At 47.1% G+C, this 23,533-nt stretch carries 20 protein-coding genes; 2 read left to right on the forward strand and 18 right to left on the reverse strand.

The features are described 5' to 3' along the window. Positions 1-212: 212 nt before the first annotated feature. The gene (locus AACX38_RS17480) at positions 213-965 is read left to right on the forward strand and encodes a M48 family metalloprotease (RefSeq protein WP_228865048.1); all 753 of its coding nucleotides are present in this window, start codon (positions 213-215) and stop codon (positions 963-965) included. Between the two features lie 96 nt (positions 966-1,061). On the opposite strand, the gene secA is transcribed toward AACX38_RS17480, so the two are convergent. Then, complete coding sequence (gene secA / locus AACX38_RS17485) at positions 1,062-3,770, reverse strand: preprotein translocase subunit SecA (protein WP_228865049.1); 2,709 nt, start codon at positions 3,768-3,770, stop codon at positions 1,062-1,064. A gap of 155 nt (positions 3,771-3,925) precedes the next feature. Continuing rightward, positions 3,926-4,462 carry a secA translation cis-regulator SecM gene (gene secM, locus AACX38_RS17490; protein WP_228865050.1) on the reverse strand — a complete coding sequence of 179 codons (537 nt, stop codon included), beginning with the start codon at positions 4,460-4,462 and terminating at the stop codon, positions 3,926-3,928. 37 nt (positions 4,463-4,499) lie between these two features. Between secM and AACX38_RS17495 the strand changes: the two genes are divergently transcribed. Continuing rightward, the gene (locus tag AACX38_RS17495; protein WP_228865051.1) at positions 4,500-5,051 is read left to right on the forward strand and encodes a DUF721 domain-containing protein; all 552 of its coding nucleotides are present in this window, start codon (positions 4,500-4,502) and stop codon (positions 5,049-5,051) included. A gap of 134 nt (positions 5,052-5,185) precedes the next feature. On the opposite strand, the gene lpxC is transcribed toward AACX38_RS17495, so the two are convergent. From lpxC to mraZ, 16 genes are all read right to left on the reverse strand, one after another. Further along, positions 5,186-6,106: a UDP-3-O-acyl-N-acetylglucosamine deacetylase gene (lpxC, locus tag AACX38_RS17500; RefSeq protein WP_099109904.1), complete on the reverse strand. Its 921-nt coding sequence runs from the start codon at positions 6,104-6,106 to the stop codon at positions 5,186-5,188. Positions 6,107-6,205: 99 nt separating this feature from the next. Continuing rightward, positions 6,206-7,369 carry a cell division protein FtsZ gene (gene ftsZ, locus AACX38_RS17505; RefSeq protein WP_099109905.1) on the reverse strand — a complete coding sequence of 388 codons (1,164 nt, stop codon included), beginning with the start codon at positions 7,367-7,369 and terminating at the stop codon, positions 6,206-6,208. Between the two features lie 66 nt (positions 7,370-7,435). Next, the gene (gene ftsA, locus AACX38_RS17510; protein WP_086955564.1) at positions 7,436-8,692 is read right to left on the reverse strand and encodes a cell division protein FtsA; all 1,257 of its coding nucleotides are present in this window, start codon (positions 8,690-8,692) and stop codon (positions 7,436-7,438) included. Positions 8,693-8,727: 35 nt separating this feature from the next. Next, complete coding sequence (ftsQ, locus tag AACX38_RS17515) at positions 8,728-9,534, reverse strand: cell division protein FtsQ (RefSeq protein ID WP_099122658.1); 807 nt, start codon at positions 9,532-9,534, stop codon at positions 8,728-8,730. 1 nt (position 9,535) lies between these two features. Beyond that, complete coding sequence (locus AACX38_RS17520; protein WP_099122657.1) at positions 9,536-10,456, reverse strand: D-alanine--D-alanine ligase; 921 nt, start codon at positions 10,454-10,456, stop codon at positions 9,536-9,538. Further along, positions 10,449-11,924: a UDP-N-acetylmuramate--L-alanine ligase gene (gene murC / locus AACX38_RS17525; protein WP_228865052.1), complete on the reverse strand. Its 1,476-nt coding sequence runs from the start codon at positions 11,922-11,924 to the stop codon at positions 10,449-10,451. Before murC ends, AACX38_RS17520 begins: the two co-directional genes overlap by 8 nt. Before the next feature lie 74 nt (positions 11,925-11,998). After that, entirely contained in the window at positions 11,999-13,066 is a 1,068-nt protein-coding gene (gene murG, locus AACX38_RS17530; protein ID WP_228865053.1) for an undecaprenyldiphospho-muramoylpentapeptide beta-N-acetylglucosaminyltransferase, read from the reverse strand. Further along, a complete protein-coding gene (gene ftsW, locus AACX38_RS17535) occupies positions 13,063-14,256 on the reverse strand; it encodes a cell division protein FtsW (RefSeq protein WP_099122654.1) in 1,194 nt (397 codons plus the stop codon). The genes murG and ftsW overlap by 4 nt, the downstream gene beginning before the upstream one ends. Beyond that, positions 14,256-15,566: a UDP-N-acetylmuramoyl-L-alanine--D-glutamate ligase gene (gene murD, locus AACX38_RS17540; protein ID WP_228865056.1), complete on the reverse strand. Its 1,311-nt coding sequence runs from the start codon at positions 15,564-15,566 to the stop codon at positions 14,256-14,258. The genes ftsW and murD overlap by 1 nt, the downstream gene beginning before the upstream one ends. A 17-nt stretch (positions 15,567-15,583) precedes the next feature. Continuing rightward, positions 15,584-16,666, reverse strand: coding sequence for a phospho-N-acetylmuramoyl-pentapeptide-transferase (mraY, locus tag AACX38_RS17545; protein ID WP_099122653.1), 1,083 nt, complete (start codon positions 16,664-16,666; stop codon positions 15,584-15,586). Next, a complete protein-coding gene (gene murF, locus AACX38_RS17550; protein ID WP_228865054.1) occupies positions 16,660-18,042 on the reverse strand; it encodes a UDP-N-acetylmuramoyl-tripeptide--D-alanyl-D-alanine ligase in 1,383 nt (460 codons plus the stop codon). The genes mraY and murF overlap by 7 nt, the downstream gene beginning before the upstream one ends. After that, the gene (gene murE / locus AACX38_RS17555) at positions 18,039-19,541 is read right to left on the reverse strand and encodes a UDP-N-acetylmuramoyl-L-alanyl-D-glutamate--2,6-diaminopimelate ligase (RefSeq protein WP_099122651.1); all 1,503 of its coding nucleotides are present in this window, start codon (positions 19,539-19,541) and stop codon (positions 18,039-18,041) included. The genes murF and murE overlap by 4 nt, the downstream gene beginning before the upstream one ends. 42 nt (positions 19,542-19,583) lie before the next feature. Beyond that, positions 19,584-21,338 carry a peptidoglycan glycosyltransferase FtsI gene (locus AACX38_RS17560; RefSeq protein WP_099122650.1) on the reverse strand — a complete coding sequence of 585 codons (1,755 nt, stop codon included), beginning with the start codon at positions 21,336-21,338 and terminating at the stop codon, positions 19,584-19,586. A gap of 28 nt (positions 21,339-21,366) precedes the next feature. After that, positions 21,367-21,687 (reverse strand): cell division protein FtsL, encoded by a 321-nt coding sequence (gene ftsL, locus AACX38_RS17565; protein WP_099109915.1) that lies wholly within the window; start codon positions 21,685-21,687, stop codon positions 21,367-21,369. Continuing rightward, the gene (gene rsmH / locus AACX38_RS17570) at positions 21,684-22,643 is read right to left on the reverse strand and encodes a 16S rRNA (cytosine(1402)-N(4))-methyltransferase RsmH (RefSeq protein ID WP_228865055.1); all 960 of its coding nucleotides are present in this window, start codon (positions 22,641-22,643) and stop codon (positions 21,684-21,686) included. The genes ftsL and rsmH overlap by 4 nt, the downstream gene beginning before the upstream one ends. Positions 22,644-22,645: 2 nt before the next feature. After that, entirely contained in the window at positions 22,646-23,104 is a 459-nt protein-coding gene (mraZ, locus tag AACX38_RS17575; RefSeq protein ID WP_086955542.1) for a division/cell wall cluster transcriptional repressor MraZ, read from the reverse strand. Positions 23,105-23,533: the final 429 nt, after the last annotated feature.

Consider the following 23,533-nt stretch of genomic DNA (forward strand, 5'->3'; position numbering starts at 1 on the left):
TTCAACTAACTTGTCCATGGCCTGTTCCTCCCCGGAGTCGTTTTAGGCTTTCACCAAAACTTTGCTCCTGGAACAGGCCTCTCGTCAATTTCTTATCCAGAATTCAGGTTATTATTAGAGTTTATTCGTATTACTATTTTTAGCAAAATGCATCATCTTTTTATACCCTAAAATATTAGGGCTACGTGTATTACAAAGGAAAAAACAACGTTATGAAAATGAAAGCTCTTGTTGCGGTAGCGGTTTCAGCTGTAATGCTGGCGGGTTGTCAGAATCTTGATCATGGAATGCTGGCCAGCTCTGGGATGCAATTATTCAAAGCCGCAACGCTAAATGATTCTGATGTCAAACAACTCTCTGACCAATCATGTAGAGATATGGATGCACAGAATAAAATTGCCCCCGCATCCAGCCAATACACTAAGCGTCTGAACAAAATTGCCAAAGCATTAGGACACGAAATTAATGGTACTCCTGTTAACTACAAGGTTTATCTGACTGATGATGTTAACGCATGGGCAATGGCTAATGGTTGTGTACGCGTATACAGTGGCCTGATGAATATGATGAACGATAATGAAGTCGAAGGTGTTCTGGGTCATGAAATGGGGCACGTTGCATTGGGCCACTCGCGTAAAGCAATGCAGGTTGCCTATGCAGCCGTTGCTGCGCGTACCGCAGCAGCATCAGCCGGTGGTGTCGCAGCACAGTTGAGCGATTCTCAACTTGCAGATCTGGGGCAAAAGCTGCTCAACTCGCAGTTTTCACAACATCAGGAAAGTCAGGCTGATGACTTCTCTTATGAACTGCTGAAAAAACGCAATATCAAAACTGAAGGCTTAGCAACCAGCTTTGAAAAACTGGCTAAGCTGGGCAGTGCTGAAACCAGTATGTTTGATTCACACCCACCGTCAAAGGAACGTGCTGAACACGTTCGTAATCGTATCGCAGCCGATAAGAAATAATAAGTTCTGTCCTGATTGAAGCGGCGACAATGGCACCGCTTCAGACTGCTGACAGCCAGAGATAAATTATCTCTGGCTGTTTATCGCTGACTTTAATTATAAACGACCGTGGCAATGCTTATATTTTTTGCCTGAGCCACATGGGCAAGGATCGTTACGCCCAACTTTACGGGAACCGCTTGCCATTTGCGCTTCGGCTTCTGACATCAAAGCCCCTTGCTCAACTTCATGGCTTAAGTGCTGTTGGCTTGCCAGACGCTCCGCTTCTGCACGGCGCTGCTGTTCAAGAGCTTCCACTTCTTCCGGCATTCTGACCTGAACTTTGCCCAAGGTGCTGATAACTTCATATTTCAGTGATTCCAGCATGTTGGCAAACATAGCGAAAGATTCACGCTTATATTCCTGCTTCGGATCTTTCTGCGCATAACCACGCAGGTGAATGCCCTGACGCAGATAATCCATTGCCGCCAGATGCTCCTTCCACAGTGTATCCAGCGTTTGCAGCATGATGCCTTTTTCAAAGTTACGCATCATTTCTTCACCGACGATTTCTTCTTTCTGTTTATAAACTTCTATCGCCTTTTCAAGAATACGCTCTCGCAATGTTTCTTCATGGAGTTCTGGCTCTTTATCCAGCCACTCTTTAATTGGCAAAGACAGATCAAAATCATTGACCAAACGCTCTTCCAAGCCCGGAATATCCCACATTTCTTCCAGAGATTGTGGCGGGATATAAGCATCAATGGTTACTTTGAAAACATCTTCACGGATGCTGGAGATGGTTTCGCTGACATCGCTCACATCAAGCAGGTCATTACGTTGTGCATAAATCGCACGGCGCTGATCATTGGCAACATCATCATATTCCAGCAATTGTTTACGGATATCGAAGTTGCGGCTTTCAACTTTACGCTGTGCATTGGCAATAGCTTTAGTGACCCATGGGTGTTCAATCGCTTCACCCGGCTGCATCCCCAATTTGCGCATCATTCCTGTTACACGCTCTGAAGCAAAAATACGCATTAGGGAATCTTCCATTGAGAGGTAGAAGCGTGAAGAACCCGCATCCCCCTGACGACCAGCACGACCACGCAGCTGGTTATCGATACGGCGTGATTCGTGACGCTCTGTACCAATAATATGTAAACCACCTGCTGCCAGTACTGCATCATGACGTTCCTGCCATGCCGCTTTAATTTGTTCGATTTGCTCTTCTGTCGGCTCTTCCAGCTTAGCAATTTCTGCCTGCCAGCTTCCCCCCAGTACGATATCCGTACCACGTCCAGCCATGTTGGTTGCTATGGTAACAGTACCAGCCTGACCTGCCTGTGCAATGATGTCGGCTTCCATTGCGTGGAATTTCGCATTCAGAACATTATGCACAATATCCGCTTCGGTCAGTGCATTTGAAATCACTTCTGATTTTTCAATCGAGATAGTTCCCACTAATACTGGCTGGTTGTTATTAACGCGCTCTTTAATATCTTCAATGATCGCATCAATTTTTTCCGCTTCCGTCATGTAAACCAGATCAGGTAAATCCTGACGGATCATCGGACGGTTAGTTGGAACAACAATGGTATCCAGTTTATAAATAGAACTGAATTCAAAGGCTTCAGTGTCAGCCGTACCTGTCATACCTGCCAGTTTTTCATACAGGCGGAAGTAGTTCTGGAATGTGATAGAAGCCAGTGTCTGGTTTTCGTTCTGGATCTCAACATGCTCTTTGGCTTCTACAGCCTGATGCAAACCATCAGACCAGCGACGCCCCTGCATGGTACGCCCGGTGTGTTCATCAACAATGATGACTTCACCATCTTTAACGATATAGTCAACATCACGGGTAAACAAGACATGTGCCCGCAATGCTGCGGTTACATGGTGCATCAGCATAATATTGGATGGAGAATAAAGCGATTCACCTTCATCCATCACTTTAGCATTCACCAGCAACTCTTCAATCAGCACCAGACCACGTTCGGTCAGGTTAACCTGACGTGTTTTTTCATCAACGGAGAAATGCCCTTCGCCCTGAAAAGTGTCTGAATCTTCTTGTTCCTGTCGGATTAATTGAGGGATCAGTTTATCTACTTTGATATAAAGCTCAGAGCTGTCTTCTGCCGGACCAGAAATAATCAGTGGAGTACGAGCTTCATCGATCAGAATGGAGTCAACTTCGTCCACCAGAGCGTAATGCAGTTTGCGTTGTACCCGCTCTTCCGGGCTGAATGCCATGTTGTCACGCAGGTAATCGAAACCATATTCGTTATTGGTACCATAAGTAATATCTGCGGCGTAAGCAGCACGTTTTGCTGGAGCTGGCATGTTTGGTAAGTTGATACCAACGCTCAGTCCCAAAAATTCAAACAACGGGCGATTGTTTTCAGCATCACGCTGTGCCAGATAGTCATTCACAGTAACAACATGAACACCGCGTCCACTCAGTGCGTTCAAATAGGCTGGCAATGTTGCAGTCAGAGTTTTACCTTCACCTGTACGCATTTCTGCAATACAACGCTCATTAAGTACCATCCCACCCAGTAACTGCACATCGAAGTGACGCATACCAAACACACGTTTACTGGCTTCACGTACTGTAGCAAAGGCTTCTGGCAGAATTTTTTCCAGTGATTCGCCCTCTTTAAGGCGGGCACGGAATTGCTCTGTTTTGGCTTTTAGCTCTTCATCAGACAGCTTTTCAAAATCAGGTTCCATACGGTTAATCACATCAACCGATTTACGCAAACGACGCAGGGTACGATCGTTACGGCTACCAAAAATCTTAGTAAGTAATTTAATCAACATAGTTAATACATCTCAAATGAGGCCACAATTACAGCCAATCAATTGTGTCTTTTATACCCATTATTATTCAAATTGCAGCCAGGCAACTTGCAGTCGATTGGGATATATGACTCGAATTTAGTTACTGTCTTATTATCAGAAATCAGACAGACACATTACAATAAAGATTGATGGTCAACCGCAGGCCCGGCACGAATTCCCTGAATTTGAGCAACCCAAAGTGCCGGTGTATGGACATCCGGAGAAATTGCTGCCACAGTCTCAGCACCAACCTCAGATTCAAATCGGGTCGGCGCCTGTATTAGCATGGCATGTAGTGTATCCAGCATGATCTGTTGCATAAAAGGTACTGCAACTCGGATACTTTCTTTTGCTTCTTCATATCTGACAGGCTCAGAAATAGAAAAAGCAAAAGAAAGTTGCCGAATAACATTACGAACAGCGTGTTGTTGCCAATAATTTAAGTAATTAGAGGGCTGGCGCTGAGCGTTTTGTAACTGAAACAGATGTTCAAATGATGAAAGTGCCCGATTTTGGTTTCTCTGGGCAGATGAGGTATTTGTATGTGGCAGGCTTTCTGCGGCTCCGGCCAGAACGGGAGGCACACCAATTCCTGTAGCAACCATGCTCAGTAAAAGGTGAGGCCAAAAATAACGCCTGCCAAATTGTCGCCAAAGATTTAGAATACTCATGAAACCTTCATTAATAAATACTGGAACCGCCTTTATTATGCGAGATAGCCGCCCACAATCACTGGACTTGTTATTGTTTGAAAGTCAGCCAGAAAATGCGGCAGCTGCCGGAAAAAGCCCGCTTCAGGCTATTCAACGACATGCCATTGCATTACTGAAACTCAACCGGGCTGTTCTTAGCCTGCTTCCGGGACAAGTACGCCCTTGGTGCCGGATCGCAAATTATCGTAAACATATTCTGGTACTGGAAACAGGTAATGCCAGCTGGAAAACCAGACTTTACTATGAAATTCCCGTTTTACTCTCCGCATTAAGAAGTGAAATTCTACCATCTTTATCTTCTATCGACATCAGGATTAACCCATCATTAATGGTTAAAAGTCATAATAATGAACAGAGTGTCGAAAAAATATCAGAAAGAAAACTTAATAATGATAGCCAGAGCTTGCCAACTCGCCAATTAAGCCATGAAAGTGCAGAAACATTAATAGCATTGGCCGAACGTAGCCCGGAAAAATTGAAAAGAAGGTTGGAGCGATTGGCTGCGCTGGCCGGAGAGAGTACCAGTACAGCCAAGATGAAACGTTAGCGCTGAATAAAAAACATCAGCGAGAGGAGCGTAATAGATAACATAACCCACTGATGAATCATAAGAATATTCTCAATACATAGATTATCAATAACAGCTGTATTAATAATCTACTGTCTTAATAATCGACTGTATTAATATGCCAACACTGTTGATGGTGCGCGGAAAGCCAGTGGCATTTCAGCTTCATCTTCAAATGTGACAAACTCCCAAGCACTTTCCTGCGCCAAAACTGCCTGTAACAGTTTATTATTCAAAGCATGACCTGATTTAAACGCAGTAAATGCGCCAATAATGTTATAACCACACATAAACAGGTCACCGATGGCATCCAACATTTTATGTCGGACAAACTCATCTTCAAAGCGCAGGCCATCTTCATTGAGTACGCGGTAATCATCTACCACGATCGCACAATCAAAGCTGCCGCCTAAGCACAGACCCTGAGATTGCAGGTACTCAATGTCACGCATAAATCCAAAAGTACGCGCACGACTAATCTGGCGAACAAAAGAATCTGCTGAAAAATCCAGACTATAACGCTGAGTGCTGGAATCAATCGCCGGATGTTTAAAGTCAATGGTGAAATCCAGACTAAAACCGTGATATGGTGCCAGTTCAGCCCATTTATCACCCTCTTCCACGCGAACTGTATCTTTCATACGCACGAATTTTTTCGCAACGTTCAGCTCTTCAATGCCTGCATCCAATAACAGGAAGACAAACGGGCTGGCGCTACCATCCATAATCGGAATTTCTGGCGCGTCAACATCAATAACAATATTATCGATACCCAAACCTGCCAGTGCCGCATTCAGATGCTCAACAGTTGAGATTCGCACATTTTGTTCATTTACCAGACAAGTGCAGAGCATAGTATCACGCACGGATTTGGCATCAGCCGGGAAATCTACCGGAGGATTCAAGTCAGTACGACGATAGATGACCCCGGTGTTAGCCGGCGCGGGACGCATTGTTAATGTGACTTTTTTACCGGTATGTAAACCGACACCTGTCGCCTGAACAATACGTTTTAATGTCCTTTGTTTGATCATCGTTTATCTCTCGCAATATTACTAATCCTGCCAATCACTATAAAATATGATTGGCAGAATATTTTAACACAAAAAGCGGAGAAACCAATTTTTTAGCTATCAGTCAGCCTGCTTGCGCAAAAATGCCGGAATATCTAGATAATCAGGTTCTTTACTTGTCTGTGCATTTTGGTCATTGACCACTTTTGCTGCTGGTTTATTTTCATCAGGTAATGATGAAATTCCACCAGGCATTTGCTGATAGCGGCGATCCAATGTATTTGGCTGCGATGCCTTGTTATTGGTCACCAGCGTAATTTCAGGACGTTTATCCATCCCAATACCCGTGGCTACCACAGTGACACGCAGCTCATCATTCATATCCGGATCCAGTGATGTACCGATAACCACCGTTGCGTTGTCTGAAGCAAATGCACGGATGGTATTACCCACTGTTTCAAATTCATCCAGACGCAGATCAAAGCCCGCTGTAATGTTGACCAGTACACCACGCGCTCCGGACAGATCGATATCTTCCAGCAATGGGCTGGAAATCGCCATTTCAGCCGCCTCTTCCGCACGGTCTTCGCCCTGCGCAATACCAGAGCCCATCATGGCATAACCCATTTCGGACATCACAGTACGAACGTCAGCGAAGTCAACATTCATCAAGCCGGGACGAGTGATCAGTTCAGCGATACCCTGAACCGCACCTTTCAGCACGTCATTGGCTGCACCAAATGCATCCAACAGAGAGATGCCACGACCCAGCACTTTCAGCAATTTGTCATTTGGAATAGTGATCAGTGAGTCCACATGTTTGGACAGCTCAGTGATCCCCTGCTCCGCGAAGGCCATACGTTTTTTGCCTTCAAAATTAAATGGCTTGGTGACAACAGCAACGGTCAGAATTCCAAGCTCTTTGGCAATCTCAGCCACAACGGGAGCAGCACCGGTTCCTGTACCGCCACCCATACCGGCAGCGATAAATACCATATCGGCCCCTTCCAGTGCCGTACGCAGTGATTCGCGGTCTTCTTCCGCCGCTGTACGTCCGACCTCAGGGTTTGCACCAGCGCCCAATCCTTTTGTAATGCCGTTGCCAATCTGGATGGTCTGACCGACAGCTGTTTTACGCAATGCCTGAGCATCAGTGTTAACCGCAAAGAAATCGACACCTTCAATACGCTCACGCACCATATGTTCAACAGCATTACCGCCGCCACCGCCGACGCCGATGACTTTAATCACCGCGTCATTGGTTAATTCCAGTGGTTCAAACATAATTTCTCTCCGTTTTGTGCCTTTATGTCGAGGCCGACATCATTTTCACGGCCTCTGTATAAAAAATCAAAATTCTTTTCTCAGCCAGCTACTGACTTTTTTAAACCAGCCGCTTACTGAAGTTCTTTTATCAGCATCAGAATCGCCGCCAAGGTGGGATTCTTTGCCATAATGCAGAAGCCCGACTGCTGTTGAGTAGCAAGGCTCCTGCACGTAATCTGTCAGGCCGGTAATGTTCAGGGGACGTCCAATACGTACCTGAGTATGAAATACTCTTTGGGCACACTCAGCCAACCCATCTATCTGAGCACCCCCACCTGTTAAAACGATCCCTGCGGCCAGATGATGTTTTACCCCCTGCTGACGCAATTGCTCCTGCAATCGTAAAATTTCATCATTGACTAAATTCAGCAGTTCGGTATAACGTGGCTCAATAACCTCAGCCAGAGTCTGGCGTTGCAAACTGCGGGGAGGGCGTCCTCCCACACTCGGAACTTCAACGCTTTCATCCTTGCTGACTATCGAACCCAGTGCGCAACCGTGGCGTACCTTGATGGTTTCAGCGTCACTCGGCGGTGTACCAAATGCATAGGCAATATCACTGGTAACAACATTTCCTGCATATGGGATCACTTTGGTATGACGCAATGCACCGCCAGTATATACCGCGATATCCATCGTTCCGCCGCCGATATCAACGACACATACCCCTAATTCACGCTCATCTTCTGTCAAAACAGCATAACTTGCCGCCAATCCTGCAAAAATAAGCTGGTCAACTTTCAGCCCACAACGCTCAACAGCTTTTACAATATTTTTCGCCATGTCGTTATGGCAGGTAATCAAATGCACTTTCGCCTGCATACGCACACCGGAAAGCCCGACTGGGTTTTTGATACCTTCCTGATAATCGATAGCGTATTCCTGTGGGATCACATGCAAAATACGGTGTTCATCGCGAACACGAACCGATTTGGCTGTATGGACAACACTGTCCACATCATCCTGTGTTACTTCTTCTTCTGAAATTGGCACCATACCAATTTCGTTCTGGCAACTAATATGTTTGCCAGACAGCGCCAGATAAACTGAAGATATTTGGCAATCTGCCATTAACTCAGCCTGATCAATCGCACGCTGGACGCATTTAACGACTGATTCAAGATCGTTGACGCCGCCTTTATCCATGCCGCGGGATGGGCAATTTCCCACTCCGATAATATTAACCATACCATCGGGCAGAATTTCACCAACCAGGGCAGATACATTTGCTGTCCCGATTTCAAGGCCAACTACCAATTTTCTGTCCGTTGATTTGATCATCGTTGTTCTGCCTGTCTCTGTATTATTGCCAGTCACTATTTATTTTCTTGCCCGTTCATTAAAGCCGGTGCGTCAGTTAATAAAGGAGCCCAGCCAACCGCAGCACCACTGTCATAACGTAAGTCCACATAAGCCACACGTTTTTGTGTGTTTTTCTGCAACACAGGGTAAAGTTCAATAAAACGCTGAATGCGCCCTTCTTGATCTTTATTACCCAATTCCAGCCGGACGTCATTATCCAGTACCAGTTGCCAGGAATTACGAGCCGTCATGATCACTGCTTTCAATTTCATTTTATGTGCAGCAAGCTGTTCAGCCATTGTGCGATATTCTGCCAATACGACTTTTTCTTTGCCTTCCGGGCCATAGAGCATGGAATAATGCCCTCCGGCGCTCCGTTCAATAGGCAAACTGAATACTCTTCCTTCTTTATCCAGCATGTGCGTATCATTCCAACGCACATAAGGGACGTATTCTACCAGATGAATTTTCAGTTCATCAGGCCATTGTTTACGTACAGTGACCTGACGGATCCATGGCAGCCGCTCTATCTGGCCCTGAATGACATTGACATCCTGTGTCATAAATGTCTCTGGCGTGCCCAGTGACAGGATTGCCTGCCTGACATCATCATCCGTGGTGTAATGCCGCTGGCCTGTCAACACCAGTTTTGAGAGTGGCAGCCGGTTTGAATCCTTCATCCACTCTAAGGTTACCCAGCTCCCCCATATGACGGTACCAACCACCATCAGAAAGAAGAGGAACCCTGCCAGATAATAACCATTACTGGGGCGGGAACTCCGAACTTCAATTTCCCGCGTATTCCGGGCTGCCTGTGACATATCAATCAGCCAGCTCCAGAATTCTCGCTACTAATTGTGAAAAACTTAATCCCGTCTGACGCGCAGCCTGAGGCACCAGACTATGACTTGTCATGCCCGGAGAAGTGTTCACTTCCAGTAGATAGAAATTGCCATTTCCATCATCCATGATATCAACCCTTCCCCAGCCACTGCATCCCACTATCTTGTAGGCTCTTAATGCGAGATCCGCCAACTCTTGCTCTTTTTCTGCACTTAAACCACTAGGGCAGAAATATTTAGTTTCGTTTGAGATATATTTCGCATCATAGTCATAAAATACTTCCGGTGCCTGAATACGAATGGAGGGAAGAACTTCATCACCAAGAAATGCCACTGTATATTCCGGGCCGAACATCCATTTCTCAACCAAGATAATTTGGTCATATTGGAATGCCAGCTCCAGTGCTCCACGCAAATCGGAGTAGTCATTCACTTTGGTCATGCCAACACTGGAACCTTCCAGATTTGGCTTAACCATTAATGGCAGCCCTAATTCTTGAACATATTCTTTGATTTGAAAATCATTAAGTTGTTCAAATTGATGAGAATTAATCACAACATAGGGAGAAACAGGCAGTTTTGCCCCTTGCCATAACTGCTTTGTGCGCAATTTATCCATCGATAAAGCGGATGCCATTACGCCGCTGCCGGTATAAGGGAGCTGCAAAAATTCCAGTACACCCTGTACTGTACCATCTTCACCACCGCGTCCATGCAGGGCGATAAAGACTTTGCTGAACCCTTCTTCCTTGAGTTTAGTCACATCAAAGTATTTTGTATCGACTGAATGTGCATTAATACCTGCTTCCTTCAACCCGGCTACAACAGCCTGCCCGGATTGCAGTGAAACTTCACGTTCAGCAGAAGTCCCTCCCAACAAGACAGCGACTTTATCAGCCATGATGCTCCCCTTCATTAAAAGACGGCTGTAATTTTGTTTCAGCCAAATTGCGCGCTATTTTACCGATATTACCGGCACCCTGTACTAATACTAAGTCGTTGTTTTCCATTATTTGTGACAGCATGACCGAAATTTGCTCCGGTTCTGACACCAGTATCGGGTCTAACTTCCCTCGACTGCGAATAGTACGACATAAGGAACGGCTGTCCGCACCCGGTATCGGAGTTTCCCCGGCAGAATAAACATCCAGCATTAACAGAACATCCACCTGATTCAATACATTGGCAAAGTCATCGTACAAATCACGCGTTCTGGTATAACGGTGAGGCTGGAATACCATAACGATACGTTTATCTGGCCAGCCGGCGCGCGCAGCCTTAACTGTGGCATCAACTTCAGTCGGGTGATGACCATAATCATCAACCAACATGACATTGCCTTCTTTGTTGTTAATATTCCTGAGAGAAAAATCCCCCAGGAAGTCAAAACGGCGTCCGGTTCCCTGAAATTCAGCCAGTGATGCCAGAATCGCGGCATCATCAATGCCTTCTTCAGTCGCGACAGCCACAGCGGCTGTTGCATTCAGTGCGTTATGTTTTCCCGGCGCATTCAGGACAACATGAAGTTCAGGTAAATCTTCACGGCTGATGGTAAAGAAACCCTGTGCACCCTTCTGTTCATAATGGGTAATGCGAACGTCAGCCTCTTGGCTGAAGCCATAAGTCGTCACATAACGACCGATACGCGGAATTAACTCCTTCACAACCGGATCATCAATGCACATCACGGCCCGACCATAAAATGGCAAATTATACAGGAAGTTGACAAAAGTCTGCTTCAGGTTTTCAAAGTCTCCCTGATAGGTATCCATATGATCGGGTTCAATATTGGTTACCACCGCCATCATGGGTTGCAAGTGCAGGAAAGACGCATCGCTTTCATCCGCTTCAGCGATCAGATAACGGCTGGTACCAAGACGAGCATGAGTACCCGCAGCTTTGACTAATCCGCCATTGACAAAGGTAGGATCAAGACCAGCCTGAGCATAAATACCTGCAATCATTGCTGTCGTCGTCGTTTTGCCATGAGTTCCCGCAACAGCGATGCCATGTCGGTAACGCATCAGCTCGGCCAGCATCTCTGCACGACGGATAACCGGAATACGGGCTTCACGGGCCGCAATAATTTCTGGGTTATCGGCAGGAATTGCTGTTGATGCAACGACCACACTGGCATTGCGTACATTCTCCGCGCGGTGATTAAAATAAATAGTTGCTCCCAGTTCAATCAGTTGCTGCGTAACAGCATTGGGAGCGAGATCAGAACCACTTATCTGATAACCTTCATTGGCCAACACCTCGGCGATCCCACCCATGCCAGCACCACCAATGCCAACAAAGTGGATATGCCTGACTTTTCTCATTTCAGGCACTGAAGCTCTTAATTTCGCCAACTGTTGTATATTCACGTTTTAATCTTCACTAGTTATGTTTACTTCTCCGCTCTGCCGGTATATTAAAAACCCACAAAACGGCCTAAATTCTATTTTTTAGCAGCATCAGTCAATGCCGCAGCTACTCGTTCAGTTGCATCGATAATGGCAACAGAATGAGCTTTTTCTGCCATTTCCTGCAATTGCGGACGCTGCCACTGTTTCAGCAATTCCACGACGGCATCCGCCGTAAATTGCGGCTGTTCAAGTATTTTTGCTGCTCCTGCCTGTTCCAGCGGCAACGCATTCCAGTATTGCTGGCAATCTTTATGCTGAAACGGTACAAAAATCGCAGGTAAACCTGCCGCTGAAATCTCACTGACGGTCAATGCACCGGAACGACAAATGACAATATCAGCCCACGCGTAAGCCTGCGCCATATCATCAATAAACTCAGTCACCCTGAAATCAGTGACAGCTAAGTCGGCATATTTTTTCTGTGTTTCTGCCTGTGCACCTTTGCCCGCCTGATGCCATACAGAGATACTGTCTCCCAGAAGGGAAGCGGCTTCTGGCATTGTCTGGTTCAGAATTCTTGCCCCCTGACTGCCACCAACAATAAGAACGCGCACAGGCCCTTGTCTGTCTGCAAGGCGCTGTGCTGGTGCAGGTAATGCCAACACATCTTTACGAACCGGATTACCGACCACCGGAGCATCAGGAAATGCACCCGGAAAAGCCTGCAAAACTGTTTTTGCAATTTTAGCCAGCCAGCGGTTAGTTAATCCTGCGATACCGTTCTGCTCATGGAGAACAACCGGAACACCACACAACCATGCAGCAATACCGCCCGGCCCTGAGACATATCCTCCCATTCCCAGCACTACATCCGGCTGATAACGCCGGATAATCGCTTTTGCCTGCCGGATTGCCTTAAAAATTCTGATAGGTGCCGCAAGTAACGCTTTTATCCCTTTGCCCCGCAACCCTGAAATCTGAATAAACTCGATCTCTATGCCATGTTTCGGAACTAAATCAGCCTCCATGCGATCAGCTGTTCCCAACCAGCGAATCTCCCAGCCCTGTTCTTTCAAATAATGGGCAACCGCCAGCCCCGGAAACACATGGCCTCCAGTTCCGCCCGCCATTACCATCAACCGCCGGTTTTTGCCACTCATTTAGGGCTCCTTACGAACGCCTGCGCTTTTGCCAGACGCACTTCATAATCAATTCGCAATAATAAAACGATGGCCGTTGACATCACGATCAGACTCGAGCCACCATAACTGACAAGAGGCAATGTCAGCCCTTTCGTCGGTAACATCCCTGAAGCTGCACCCACATTAATGAATGCCTGAAAGCTGAACCAGAGACCAATGGCACAGGCCAGAAAACCTGCAAATCGCTGATCGAGCTGCAACGCGCGGCGGCCAATCATCATTGCGCGGAAAGCGACGAAGAATACCATTGCCAACACCAAAACCACACCTAAATAACCTAATTCTTCCCCTAATATGGAGAAAATAAAGTCAGTGTGTGCTTCCGGCAGATATTCCAGTTTCTGAACTGAATTCCCAAGCCCTTGCCCGAAAAAGTCTCCGCGACCAAATGCCATCAGGGATTGTGTAAGCTGATAGCCACTACCGAAAGGGTCATCCCACGGATTCAGGAAAGAAGTTACCCTGCGCACACGGTATGGCTCCGCAATAATCAAAACGATTACCGCAAAGATCCCACAGCCAATGATGGCAAGAAACTGCCACAGTTTTGCCCCCGCCAAAAATAACAGGGCTAAAGTTGTTACAAACAGTACAACCACGGTTCCCAAATCGGGTTGGGCCAGCAGCAGGACAGCCAGCGCAATCATGACGCCCATCGGCTTACAGAACCCCCAGAAGTTGTTTCTCACCTCTTCGACTTTTCTCACCAGATAACTGGAGAGGTAACAAAAGAGTGACAACTTCGACAATTCCGCCGGCTGAATACGTAAAGGGCCAATGGCTACCCAACGAGATGCACCATTCACCGAGCTACCCACAAACAGCACGACAACCAGCATCATGATCGTCATTAATAACATAACAATGCTGTAACGCTGCCAGAACGCCATCGGAATGCGCAGCGTAATCAGCGACAGGCCAAAGGACAGCCCCAGATAAGTTGCATCGCGATTCGAAAAGATAAATGGATCCTGAGCAAGACGCTGACCGACTGGCATTGAAGCCGATGTCACCATCACAAAACCAATCGCCGCTAACCCAAGTACCATCCAGACCAGGGTACGATCATACATGACGATATCTGTGGGATCTGTCTCCACATTACCCGCCAGCCAATTTTTAAATTTACCGAGGCCCGGAATGATCATTAACCCAACTCCTCCGCCAAACGGGAGAACTCATAACCCCGCTGTTCAAAACCACTAAACTGATCAAAGCTCGCACAAGCTGGTGACAATAACACCATGTCTCCGCTAACCAATTTGGGGGTAATTTCCCTCATGGCCTGTTCCATCGTATCCGTCAGTGTGGAAATTTCAGGACGCAGCTGCGCCAGTTGATTTCCATCACGACCAAAACAATAAAGACGAATGTTATTTCCGGATAAATAAGACCGAAGAGGGGTGAAATCAGCCTCTTTCCCGTCGCCACCGACTAACAGGTAAAGCATGCCCTCCAGCATCAGGCCACTCAATGCTGCCTGAGTGCTGCCGACATTTGTTGCTTTGGAATCGTTGACCCAGCGAATACCGTTTCTCATATGAACTACCTGAAAACGGTGAGCCAGCCCCTGATAAGTACGCAGAGCCAGCAGACTTGCTGCACGGGGGATATTAACCGCATCGGCCAGAGCCAGCGCAGCAAGCCCGTTAGTGTAGTTATGCTGACCTGTCAGACACATCTCGCGTGTAGACAGAACGGGCTGTTGATTGGCAACTAATTGTTGCTGCTCACTGTCAAGCCGGTAATCACCACTTCCGACACCAAAACTGATACAACGGCTGTCTTTACCTGCTACCGGCAGGGTCAAATCATCCTGCTCATTCACTACGCACACTTTGGCCTGATCATAGATGCGCAGCTTGGCTGCGCGATATTGAGCCAGCCCTTCAGGGTAGCGAACCATATGGTCTTCCGTGACATTCAGCACGGTCGCAGCAGCTGCCCGCAAGCTGTAAGTTGTCTCAAGCTGAAAACTGGAAAGTTCCAAGACATATAGCTGACACGGTTGCTTCAGTAACTCCAGAGCCGGGACACCGATATTCCCTCCAACTCCAACCTGCCATCCGGCGGCTTTCGCCATTTCCCCCACCAGAGTGGTTACTGTACTTTTGCCATTTGAGCCCGTAATCGCCACAATCGGCGCTGTTGCTTCACGGCAGAACAGTTCAATATCTCCGACTATTTCAATGCCAGCATCAGCCGCGGCCTGTAGTTCAGGTGTTGCCAGCGCAATACCCGGGCTGGAGACGATTAAGTCAGCTTCCATCAGCCATTGTTTGTTGAAGCTGCCGGTGTGGCATTCAACATTATCAGGCAGCTTGTCACTTCCCGGCGGTACGATACGGGTATCCATCACACGAGGAATCACTCCACGCGCCATGAAAAAGTCAACGCAGGAAAGGCCGGTTAATCCCAGCCCAACAATAACGACTTTTTTACCTTCGTATTTTGTCATGATCCGTTCAGTCATGATTAGCGTACCTTCAATGTTGCCAGACCAATCAGTACCAGCATCAGGGAAATAATCCAGAAACGTACAATAACGCGTGGCTCCGGCCAGCCTTTCAGCTCATAGTGATGGTGAATAGGCGCCATACGGAAAATACGCTGACCGCGTAACTTGAACGAGCCGACCTGCAAAATAACGGACAGTGTTTCCACAACAAACACTCCCCCCATAATGACCAGAAGAAACTCCTGACGCAGTAACACCGCAATCGTTCCCAGTGCTCCGCCCAGAGCCAGTGAACCAACATCGCCCATGAAAACCTGTGCCGGGTAGGTGTTGAACCACAGGAAACCCAGCCCTGCCCCGACAATTGCGGTGCAGACAATCACTAATTCACCGGCATGGCTCAGATAAGGAATATGCAGATAATTGGCAAAATTGACGTTACCTGTTGCCCATGCCACTAATGCAAAACCGGCTGCCACCAGCACGGTCGGCATAATTGCCAGACCATCCAGCCCATCGGTCAGGTTAACGGCATTACTGGTTCCGACAATCACGAAGTAAGTCAGCAAGATATACAGCAGGCCAAGCTGCGGCATCACATCTTTGAAAAACGGCACAACTAATTGTGTTGCCGGTGTGTCTTTACCAATGCTGTACATCGCAAATGCCACACCAAGAGCCAGTACGGACTGCCAGAAATATTTCCAGCGGGCAATCAGCCCTTTAGTGTCTTTACGGACAACCTTCCGGTAATCATCAACGAACCCGACGATGCCGTAACCCAGCAATACAGCCAGTACACACCAGACATAAGGGTTATCCAGACGCGCCCATAACAGGACAGAAATAGTAATCGAAAACAGGATCAGCAACCCACCCATCGTCGGTGTTCCACGCTTGCTGAAATGGGATTCCGGCCCATCGTTACGTACAACCTGACCAATCTGTAACTTTTGCAGATAAGCAATCAGAGTTGGCCCCATCCACAATGCAATAGACAACGCAGTCAGCAAGCCGACAATCGCTCTGAACGTCAAATAGGAAAAGACATTAAATCCTGTATGATACTTAACCAGATACTCAGCCAGCCAAACTAACATTGGAAGTTCTCCTTCAGTGAGTCCACTACCTCTTCCATTTTGGCGCTGCGTGAACCTTTAATTAATACAGAAATCGTTTCGTGTTGCTTCAATACAGGAAGCAGTGCTGCAACTAACTCGGCCTTGCTGGAAAAATGCTGCCCCCGACCACTTGCATCACTAATATGGGCACTTAAAGGCCCGACGCTAAGCAATTGTTCAATGTCTGTCGATGCAACAGCTTCACCAACCTGACGGTGGCACTCAATTGCCTGATCACCCAATTCACCCATATCGCTGACAACCATCACGCGATAGCCGGGCATCTGGGCTAATACCTGTGCGGCGGCAATCATGGAACCGGGATTGGCGTTATAAGTGTCATCCAGAACCACTTTTCCTGTGGCCAGAGGAACCGGGAATAACCGCCCCGGCACGGCTTTCAGCCCTAATAAACCCGTACGGATATCATCAAGGGATGCTCCGACGGAAATCGCCAGCGCACTGGCAGCTAATACATTGGCTATATTGTGTTTTCCGGGCAGCGGCAACGCGATTTCACAATTGCCGATTGGTGTATGCAGGCAGAAACGCGTTTCCAGCGGCTGCTCCTGAATATCTGTCACATAAAAATCGGCGTCTGCCGCAGGTGTAATGGAAAAACGCCATACCGTCTGCTGATCACTGATGCTCTGCTGCCAGTTACGCCAGTCATTGCTATCCAGATTGATAATGGCGGTTCCTGTGGACGAAAGCCCTGCAAAAATTTCACCTTTTGCTTTGGCCACTCCCGCCAGCGAACCAAATCCTTCCAGATGGGCAGAAAACAGGTTATTAACCAGCGCACTTTCAGGCCGAACCATCTCAGTGGTATAAGCAATTTCACCAATATGGTTAGCACCCAGCTCAATAACCGCAAACTGGTGTTCCGGCGTAAGGCGGAACAGGGTTAACGGTACACCGATATCGTTATTAAAGTTGCCTGCGGTATAAAGCGTATTACCGCATTGACGTAAAATCGCAGCGGTCATCTCTTTCACAGAGGTTTTGCCGGAAGAACCCGTCAATGCAACAATTCGTGCATTGCTTTGCCCGCGAACCCAGCCTGCCAGTTTGCCCATCGCCAAACGGGTGTCTTCTACAACCACCTGAGGGCAATCAACTTCAAGAGGTCGCTCGACCAACAAAACAGCGGCGCCTTGCTTCGCTACATCAGCCGCGAAGTTATGGGCATCAAAGTTTTCCCCTTTTAAAGCAATGAACAGATCACCACGTGTGATTTTGCGGCTATCAGTAGTCACCGCCTCAATGCGGATAATGGCCGCCTGCTGCCCGGAAACGTGATGTAACGTTCCTTCGGTCACTTGTGCCAGCTGTTGTAGAGTCAATGGGATCATGCTATCACCCCCAACAGACGCGCAACTGTCAGACGATCTGAATAATCCAGACGGCGGTTCCCTACCAATTGATAGTCTTCATGGCCTTTGCCTGCTACCAGTACAACATCGTCTTCTGCCGCCTGCATAATGGCACTGGTTACAGCTTCAACACGCCCATGAATAACCATCGCACGGCCCGGATCGATGAAGCCTGTCAGAATATCCGCAACAATAGACTGAGGCTCTTCGCTACGTGGGTTGTCATCAGTAACAACTACCCGATCTGCCTCTTGCTCAGCTACACCGCCCATTAATGGGCGTTTGCCTTTATCGCGATCGCCTCCACAACCGAATACACACCAGAGCTGCCCTTTGCAGTGCAGTCTTGCCGCTGCCAGGGCTTTTTCCAGTGCATCCGGTGTGTGAGCATAATCGACGACTACCGTAGGACGGCCTGAGGCTGCAAATACTTCCATTCGCCCACAAACCGGGATCAGACAAGATACAGTTGCCAGCAATTTTTCTAACGGATATTCCAGTGATAATAGCGTTGCAAGAGCTAATAACAGGTTGCTGACATTAAAGGCACCCATCAGAGGACTTTCGAGAGTTCCGCTTCCCCAGCTGGATGTGAAGGTAATAGACGCGCCTTTATCGTGGTAATGAATGTCTGTTGCCGATAACCACTGCCCCTGCCAGTTTTCCGGCAGGCGATTTTCCATCGTAACGGCGACGGTTTCAGATAACACAGCATCAGGTAAGCGGGATAACCATTTCAGACCGATGTCATCATCAGCATTAATAATTTTTTGTTTAACGTTATGTGTGCTGAACAGCAGCCATTTGGCTTCTTCGTAACTTTCCATATCGCCATGATAATCAAGGTGATCACGGCTCAAATTAGTAAAAACAGCAGCCTGATACGGTAACGATGCTACGCGGCTTTGTATTAAGCCATGTGATGAAACTTCCATTGCCGCAAACGTTGCTTTCTGATTGACGAGTTGCTGTAAATCAAGCTGAATGTCAACGGCTGAACCTGTCGTGTTTTCAGTTGGAACAGTCATGCCCAGCAGACCATTTCCCACCGTTCCCATCACGGCACTGGTTTCTCCCAGCCCCTGACTCCACTGTGCCAACAATTGTGTTGTTGTTGTTTTACCGTTGGTTCCTGTGACGCCAACCAGCTTTAATTTGTTACCCGGGTGCTGATAAAATTCACCTGCCAATTTCGACAGTTTATTATTTAAATCATCAAAATAGATAACCGGAACACCATGCATTTCCTGAATGGTGCCGTTATCCGCTTTTCCCTCCGCTTCAGCGATCACCGCAGCGACCCCCTGAGCGATGGCTTGAGGAATGTATTTTCGACCATCTGTCTGATGCCCTTTAACCGCAACAAACAGATCTCCGGCAGCCGCTTTGCGGCTGTCCAATGTCATTTCTCGTAGCGGAAGCTCAGGGGCATTAATCCCCCAGAGAGCCAACAAATCGCGTAAATTACGATCTTCCACTTTTATCCTCTTTTTATTTATTCATCACAGATTAGTTATTAATTAGTTATCAACTACAAACTCTTTTTTATCGTCCGCAGGCAAGGCATCAGGCTCAACGTTCATCGTACGGAGAACACCACTCATGATGGCACCGAAGATAGGCGCTGAAACTGCACCGCCATAATATTTTCCTGCCTGTGGATCATCGATAATCACAACCAGTGCAAAACGTGGATTACTCGCAGGCGCAATACCTGCGGTATAGGAAATATATTTATTTACATATTTACCGTCCGGCCCGACTTTTTTAGCCGTACCGGTTTTAATCGCAATACGATAGCCTTTTATCGCCGCACGTACCCCACCACCACCGGGCAGTGCCACGCTTTCCATCATGTGTACCACAGTGCGCATAATATGCTCAGGAAATACCCGGGTTCCCGGAACAGGTGGGTCAACTTTGGTAATCGATAATGGGCGATAAACACCCAGACTGCCTATCGTTGCATAGGCTCGCGCTAACTGTAACGGTGTTACCATCAGCCCGTAGCCGAAGGAGAAGGTGGCCCTCTCAAGATCTGACCACCTTTGTCTATTTTTTGGAAATACGCCACTCTTTTCTCCGACCAACCCCAAATCGGTCGGTTTTCCCATCCCAAAGCGGTAATACACATCTACCAGCTCTGAGGCAGGCATCGCTAACGCCAGTTTAGAAACACCAACGTTACTCGACTTCTGTAAGATCCCCGTGATGGTTAATTCAGAGCGAGGGGCAACGTCTTTAATTTCATGGCCTCTCGAACCATACATCAACCGGTAGGGTCTGGTATCCAATACGGTATTTTCTTTGACAATCCCATTATTCAGCGCGCTCATCACGACCAGCGGTTTTATCGTGGAGCCGGGTTCAAACATGTCAGTAATAGCCCGGTTACGCATCGCATCTTTGGGAGTGCCAGCCAGATTATTCGGGTTATAGGACGGGCTGTTTGCCATTGCCAGAACTTCACCGGTATTAACGTCTACCAATACGGCAGTACCGGATTCAGCCTTGTTAAGTACGACGGCTTTGGTTAATTCCCGATAGACCAATGTCTGTAGGCGTTCATCAATACTGAGCGCCAAGTCATGGGCAGCCCTACTGTCTACAGATGAAATATCCTCAATAACCCGACCATTACGATCCTTACGGACAGTCCGGCTGCCCGGTTTACCCGTCAGCCAGCTGTCGAAACTCTTTTCCACCCCTTCAATACCATTACCATCAATATTGGTCACACCGATAATGTGTGCCGTCACCTGACCAGCCGGATAATAACGGCGGGACTCCTGACGCAGATAGATACCGGGGAGTTTCAGTTTTCCGACATAATCGCCAATTGAGGTATTAACCTGACGGGCAAGATAGACGAATCGACCTTTGGGATATTCATTAATTTTACTGGTGAGTTGGTCTAGGGGAATAGAAAGTGCATCAGCCAGTGCCTGCCAGCGGGTATCATCCGTAATCCCACCTTTTTCAAAGACTTCTTTCGGATCCGCCCAGACGGCATCTACCGGTACGCTGACAGCCAGCGGACGCCCATTGCGGTCGTTAATCATGCCACGAGAGGTAGGAATGGACTGGACACGCAAAGAGCGGGAATCCCCCTCTTTCACCAAACGGTCAGGGTTGATAATCTGCAAATAAGCCACTCGAATCAAAAGCCCGATTAAAGCAAGCGAAATGCCCCCGCAGAGCAAGACAAAACGCCACTTAACAAAACTGGCTTTATCTTCTTGTTTTTTCAACTTTAAAGAGCGTGCAGCTTTCATCGCCTACCTTTTAGTTGTCAACTGGACTTTATTGAGTGATCACAATATTTTCTTGTGCTGGATCGACATGTTGCATGTGAAATTTTTCAGTCGCTATAGATTCGATCCGACTGTGGTCACCCAATGCATTTTCTTCAAGGAGCAAGTTACGCCATTCAATATCCTGAGCATCAATCTGAATTGCCTGACGTTCTTTCTCCGCAGTCAATAAGCGGGTCTGATGGGTGACCGTCACTACACTGATGGCTGAAACCACAACAGCCACCAGTAAAATCAGTGGGATTTTGGCATTACGGAACAAATCCCTGCCAATAACCCCCACTAATCCATGACGCTCACCTGCCACTATTCACCTGCCTTCTCATCACCCGCCTTTTCAGCAAATCGCAATACCGAACTTCTTGCTCTCGGATTGGTTGCCACTTCATCCTCTGAGGGTTTTAACCTGCCAATTGATTTCAGACTACGTCCTCCCAATGCCCTCAATTGTACTTCGGTAAGCGGCAGACCTGCCGGCACCTTAGGCCCCTGACTATGTTGCTGGATAAAGCGTTTCACTATGCGATCTTCCAACGAGTGGAAACTGATGACTGATAATCGCCCTTGTGGTGCTAAAACTTGCAATGCACCGTCCAATGCACGTTCTATTTCTTCCAGTTCACTGTTAATGTAGATTCTGATAGCCTGAAAACTGCGTGTCGCAGGATGCTTATGCTTCTCCTTAATTGGACTTGCCTTCGCAATTAACTCTGCCAATTCTCTGGTTCGCGTAATCGGTTCTTCCTGATTGCGAGCAACAATGGCTCTTGCAATACGTTTGGCAAAACGCTCTTCACCAAACGTTTTCAGTACCCACGCGATATCATCTGCTTCAGCCTTCATCAGCCACTCTGAGGCTGATTGCCCTCGGGTTGTATCCATCCGCATATCCAGTGGCCCGTCACGCATAAATGAGAAACCACGTTCAGGATCATCCAGCTGCGGTGAAGACACCCCTAAATCCAACAGTACACCATCAATCTTTCCAGCCAGACCTGCATCTTTTACATAGGTCGCCAAATCTGAAAATGGCCCATGTGTAATGGAAAAACGCGGGTCAGTAATCGCCTTTGATGCTTCAATGGCCTGCGGATCGCGATCAATTGCCATCAAACGACCATTCGGCCCTAATTTTGATAAAATCAGGCGAGAGTGCCCCCCTCGCCCGAATGTTCCATCAATATAAATTCCATCTTCCCGGATATTCAGTCCATTGACAGCTTCATCCAGTAATACACTGGTATGCTTGAAATGACTATTTGCCATGTTTATAGTGATAAATCCTGTAGCCTTGCTGATAAAGGTTCTTGTGTAGATTGTTCAGCAGCGATGTCACTTTGTACTTGCTGATACCAGACCTGCTCATCCCACAATTCAAATTTATTAAATTGCCCAACCAGCATGACCTCTTTTGTTAGCCCTGCATGCTGACGCAGTGTATGGGCTAACAAAAGACGTCCTGCACTGTCCATTTGGCATTCACTAGCGTGTCCTAATAACAAACGTTGAACACGACGTTCGGCTGGGTTCATGCTGGATAAGCGAGATAATTTTTCTTCGATGATTTCCCATTCGGGTAATGTATAAAGCAACAGACACGGCTGGTGAAGATCAATAGTACAAACCATTTGACCTTTTGATTCCGTATTCAGCGTTTCCCTATATCGGGCGGGTACAGTAAGTCGCCCTTTAGTATCGAGATTAACCAGCGTTGCTCCACGAAACATACTCAGGTTACCCCTTGATGGCCGAAATCTCCACATTATCCCACAAATCACCACAATTAAGAGTTTACGGATGGTATGAAAACCTTGTCAAGCCAGAGCCAGTGTGCTTTAGCTAGATTTACAGAAAGATTTAAGAGAGAAAAAGAAGGATTTTTTAGATTTGGCAATATTATTATCAGCTAACACCATGATAAGACTGAATTATTTATGAATGAGTTCAAGACTAACCTGAAAAAAATTTTTTAGGACAAATAATTATCACTTAAATTAATTTATGCAATCCATATCTCATTATTGCACAATTGTTAATCAATCGTAATCTATCAATAATAAAAATATACTCAGATCAAAATAGTATAAAAAGTAATAATAAGCAGAAATAAAGTAGAACAAAAAAACCTGCAATCATTTGAATATAAAGTATATAAC

Source organism: Xenorhabdus sp. PB30.3 (genome assembly GCF_963895965.1).
In the GTDB taxonomy this organism is placed as follows: domain Bacteria; phylum Pseudomonadota; class Gammaproteobacteria; order Enterobacterales; family Enterobacteriaceae; genus Xenorhabdus; species Xenorhabdus stockiae.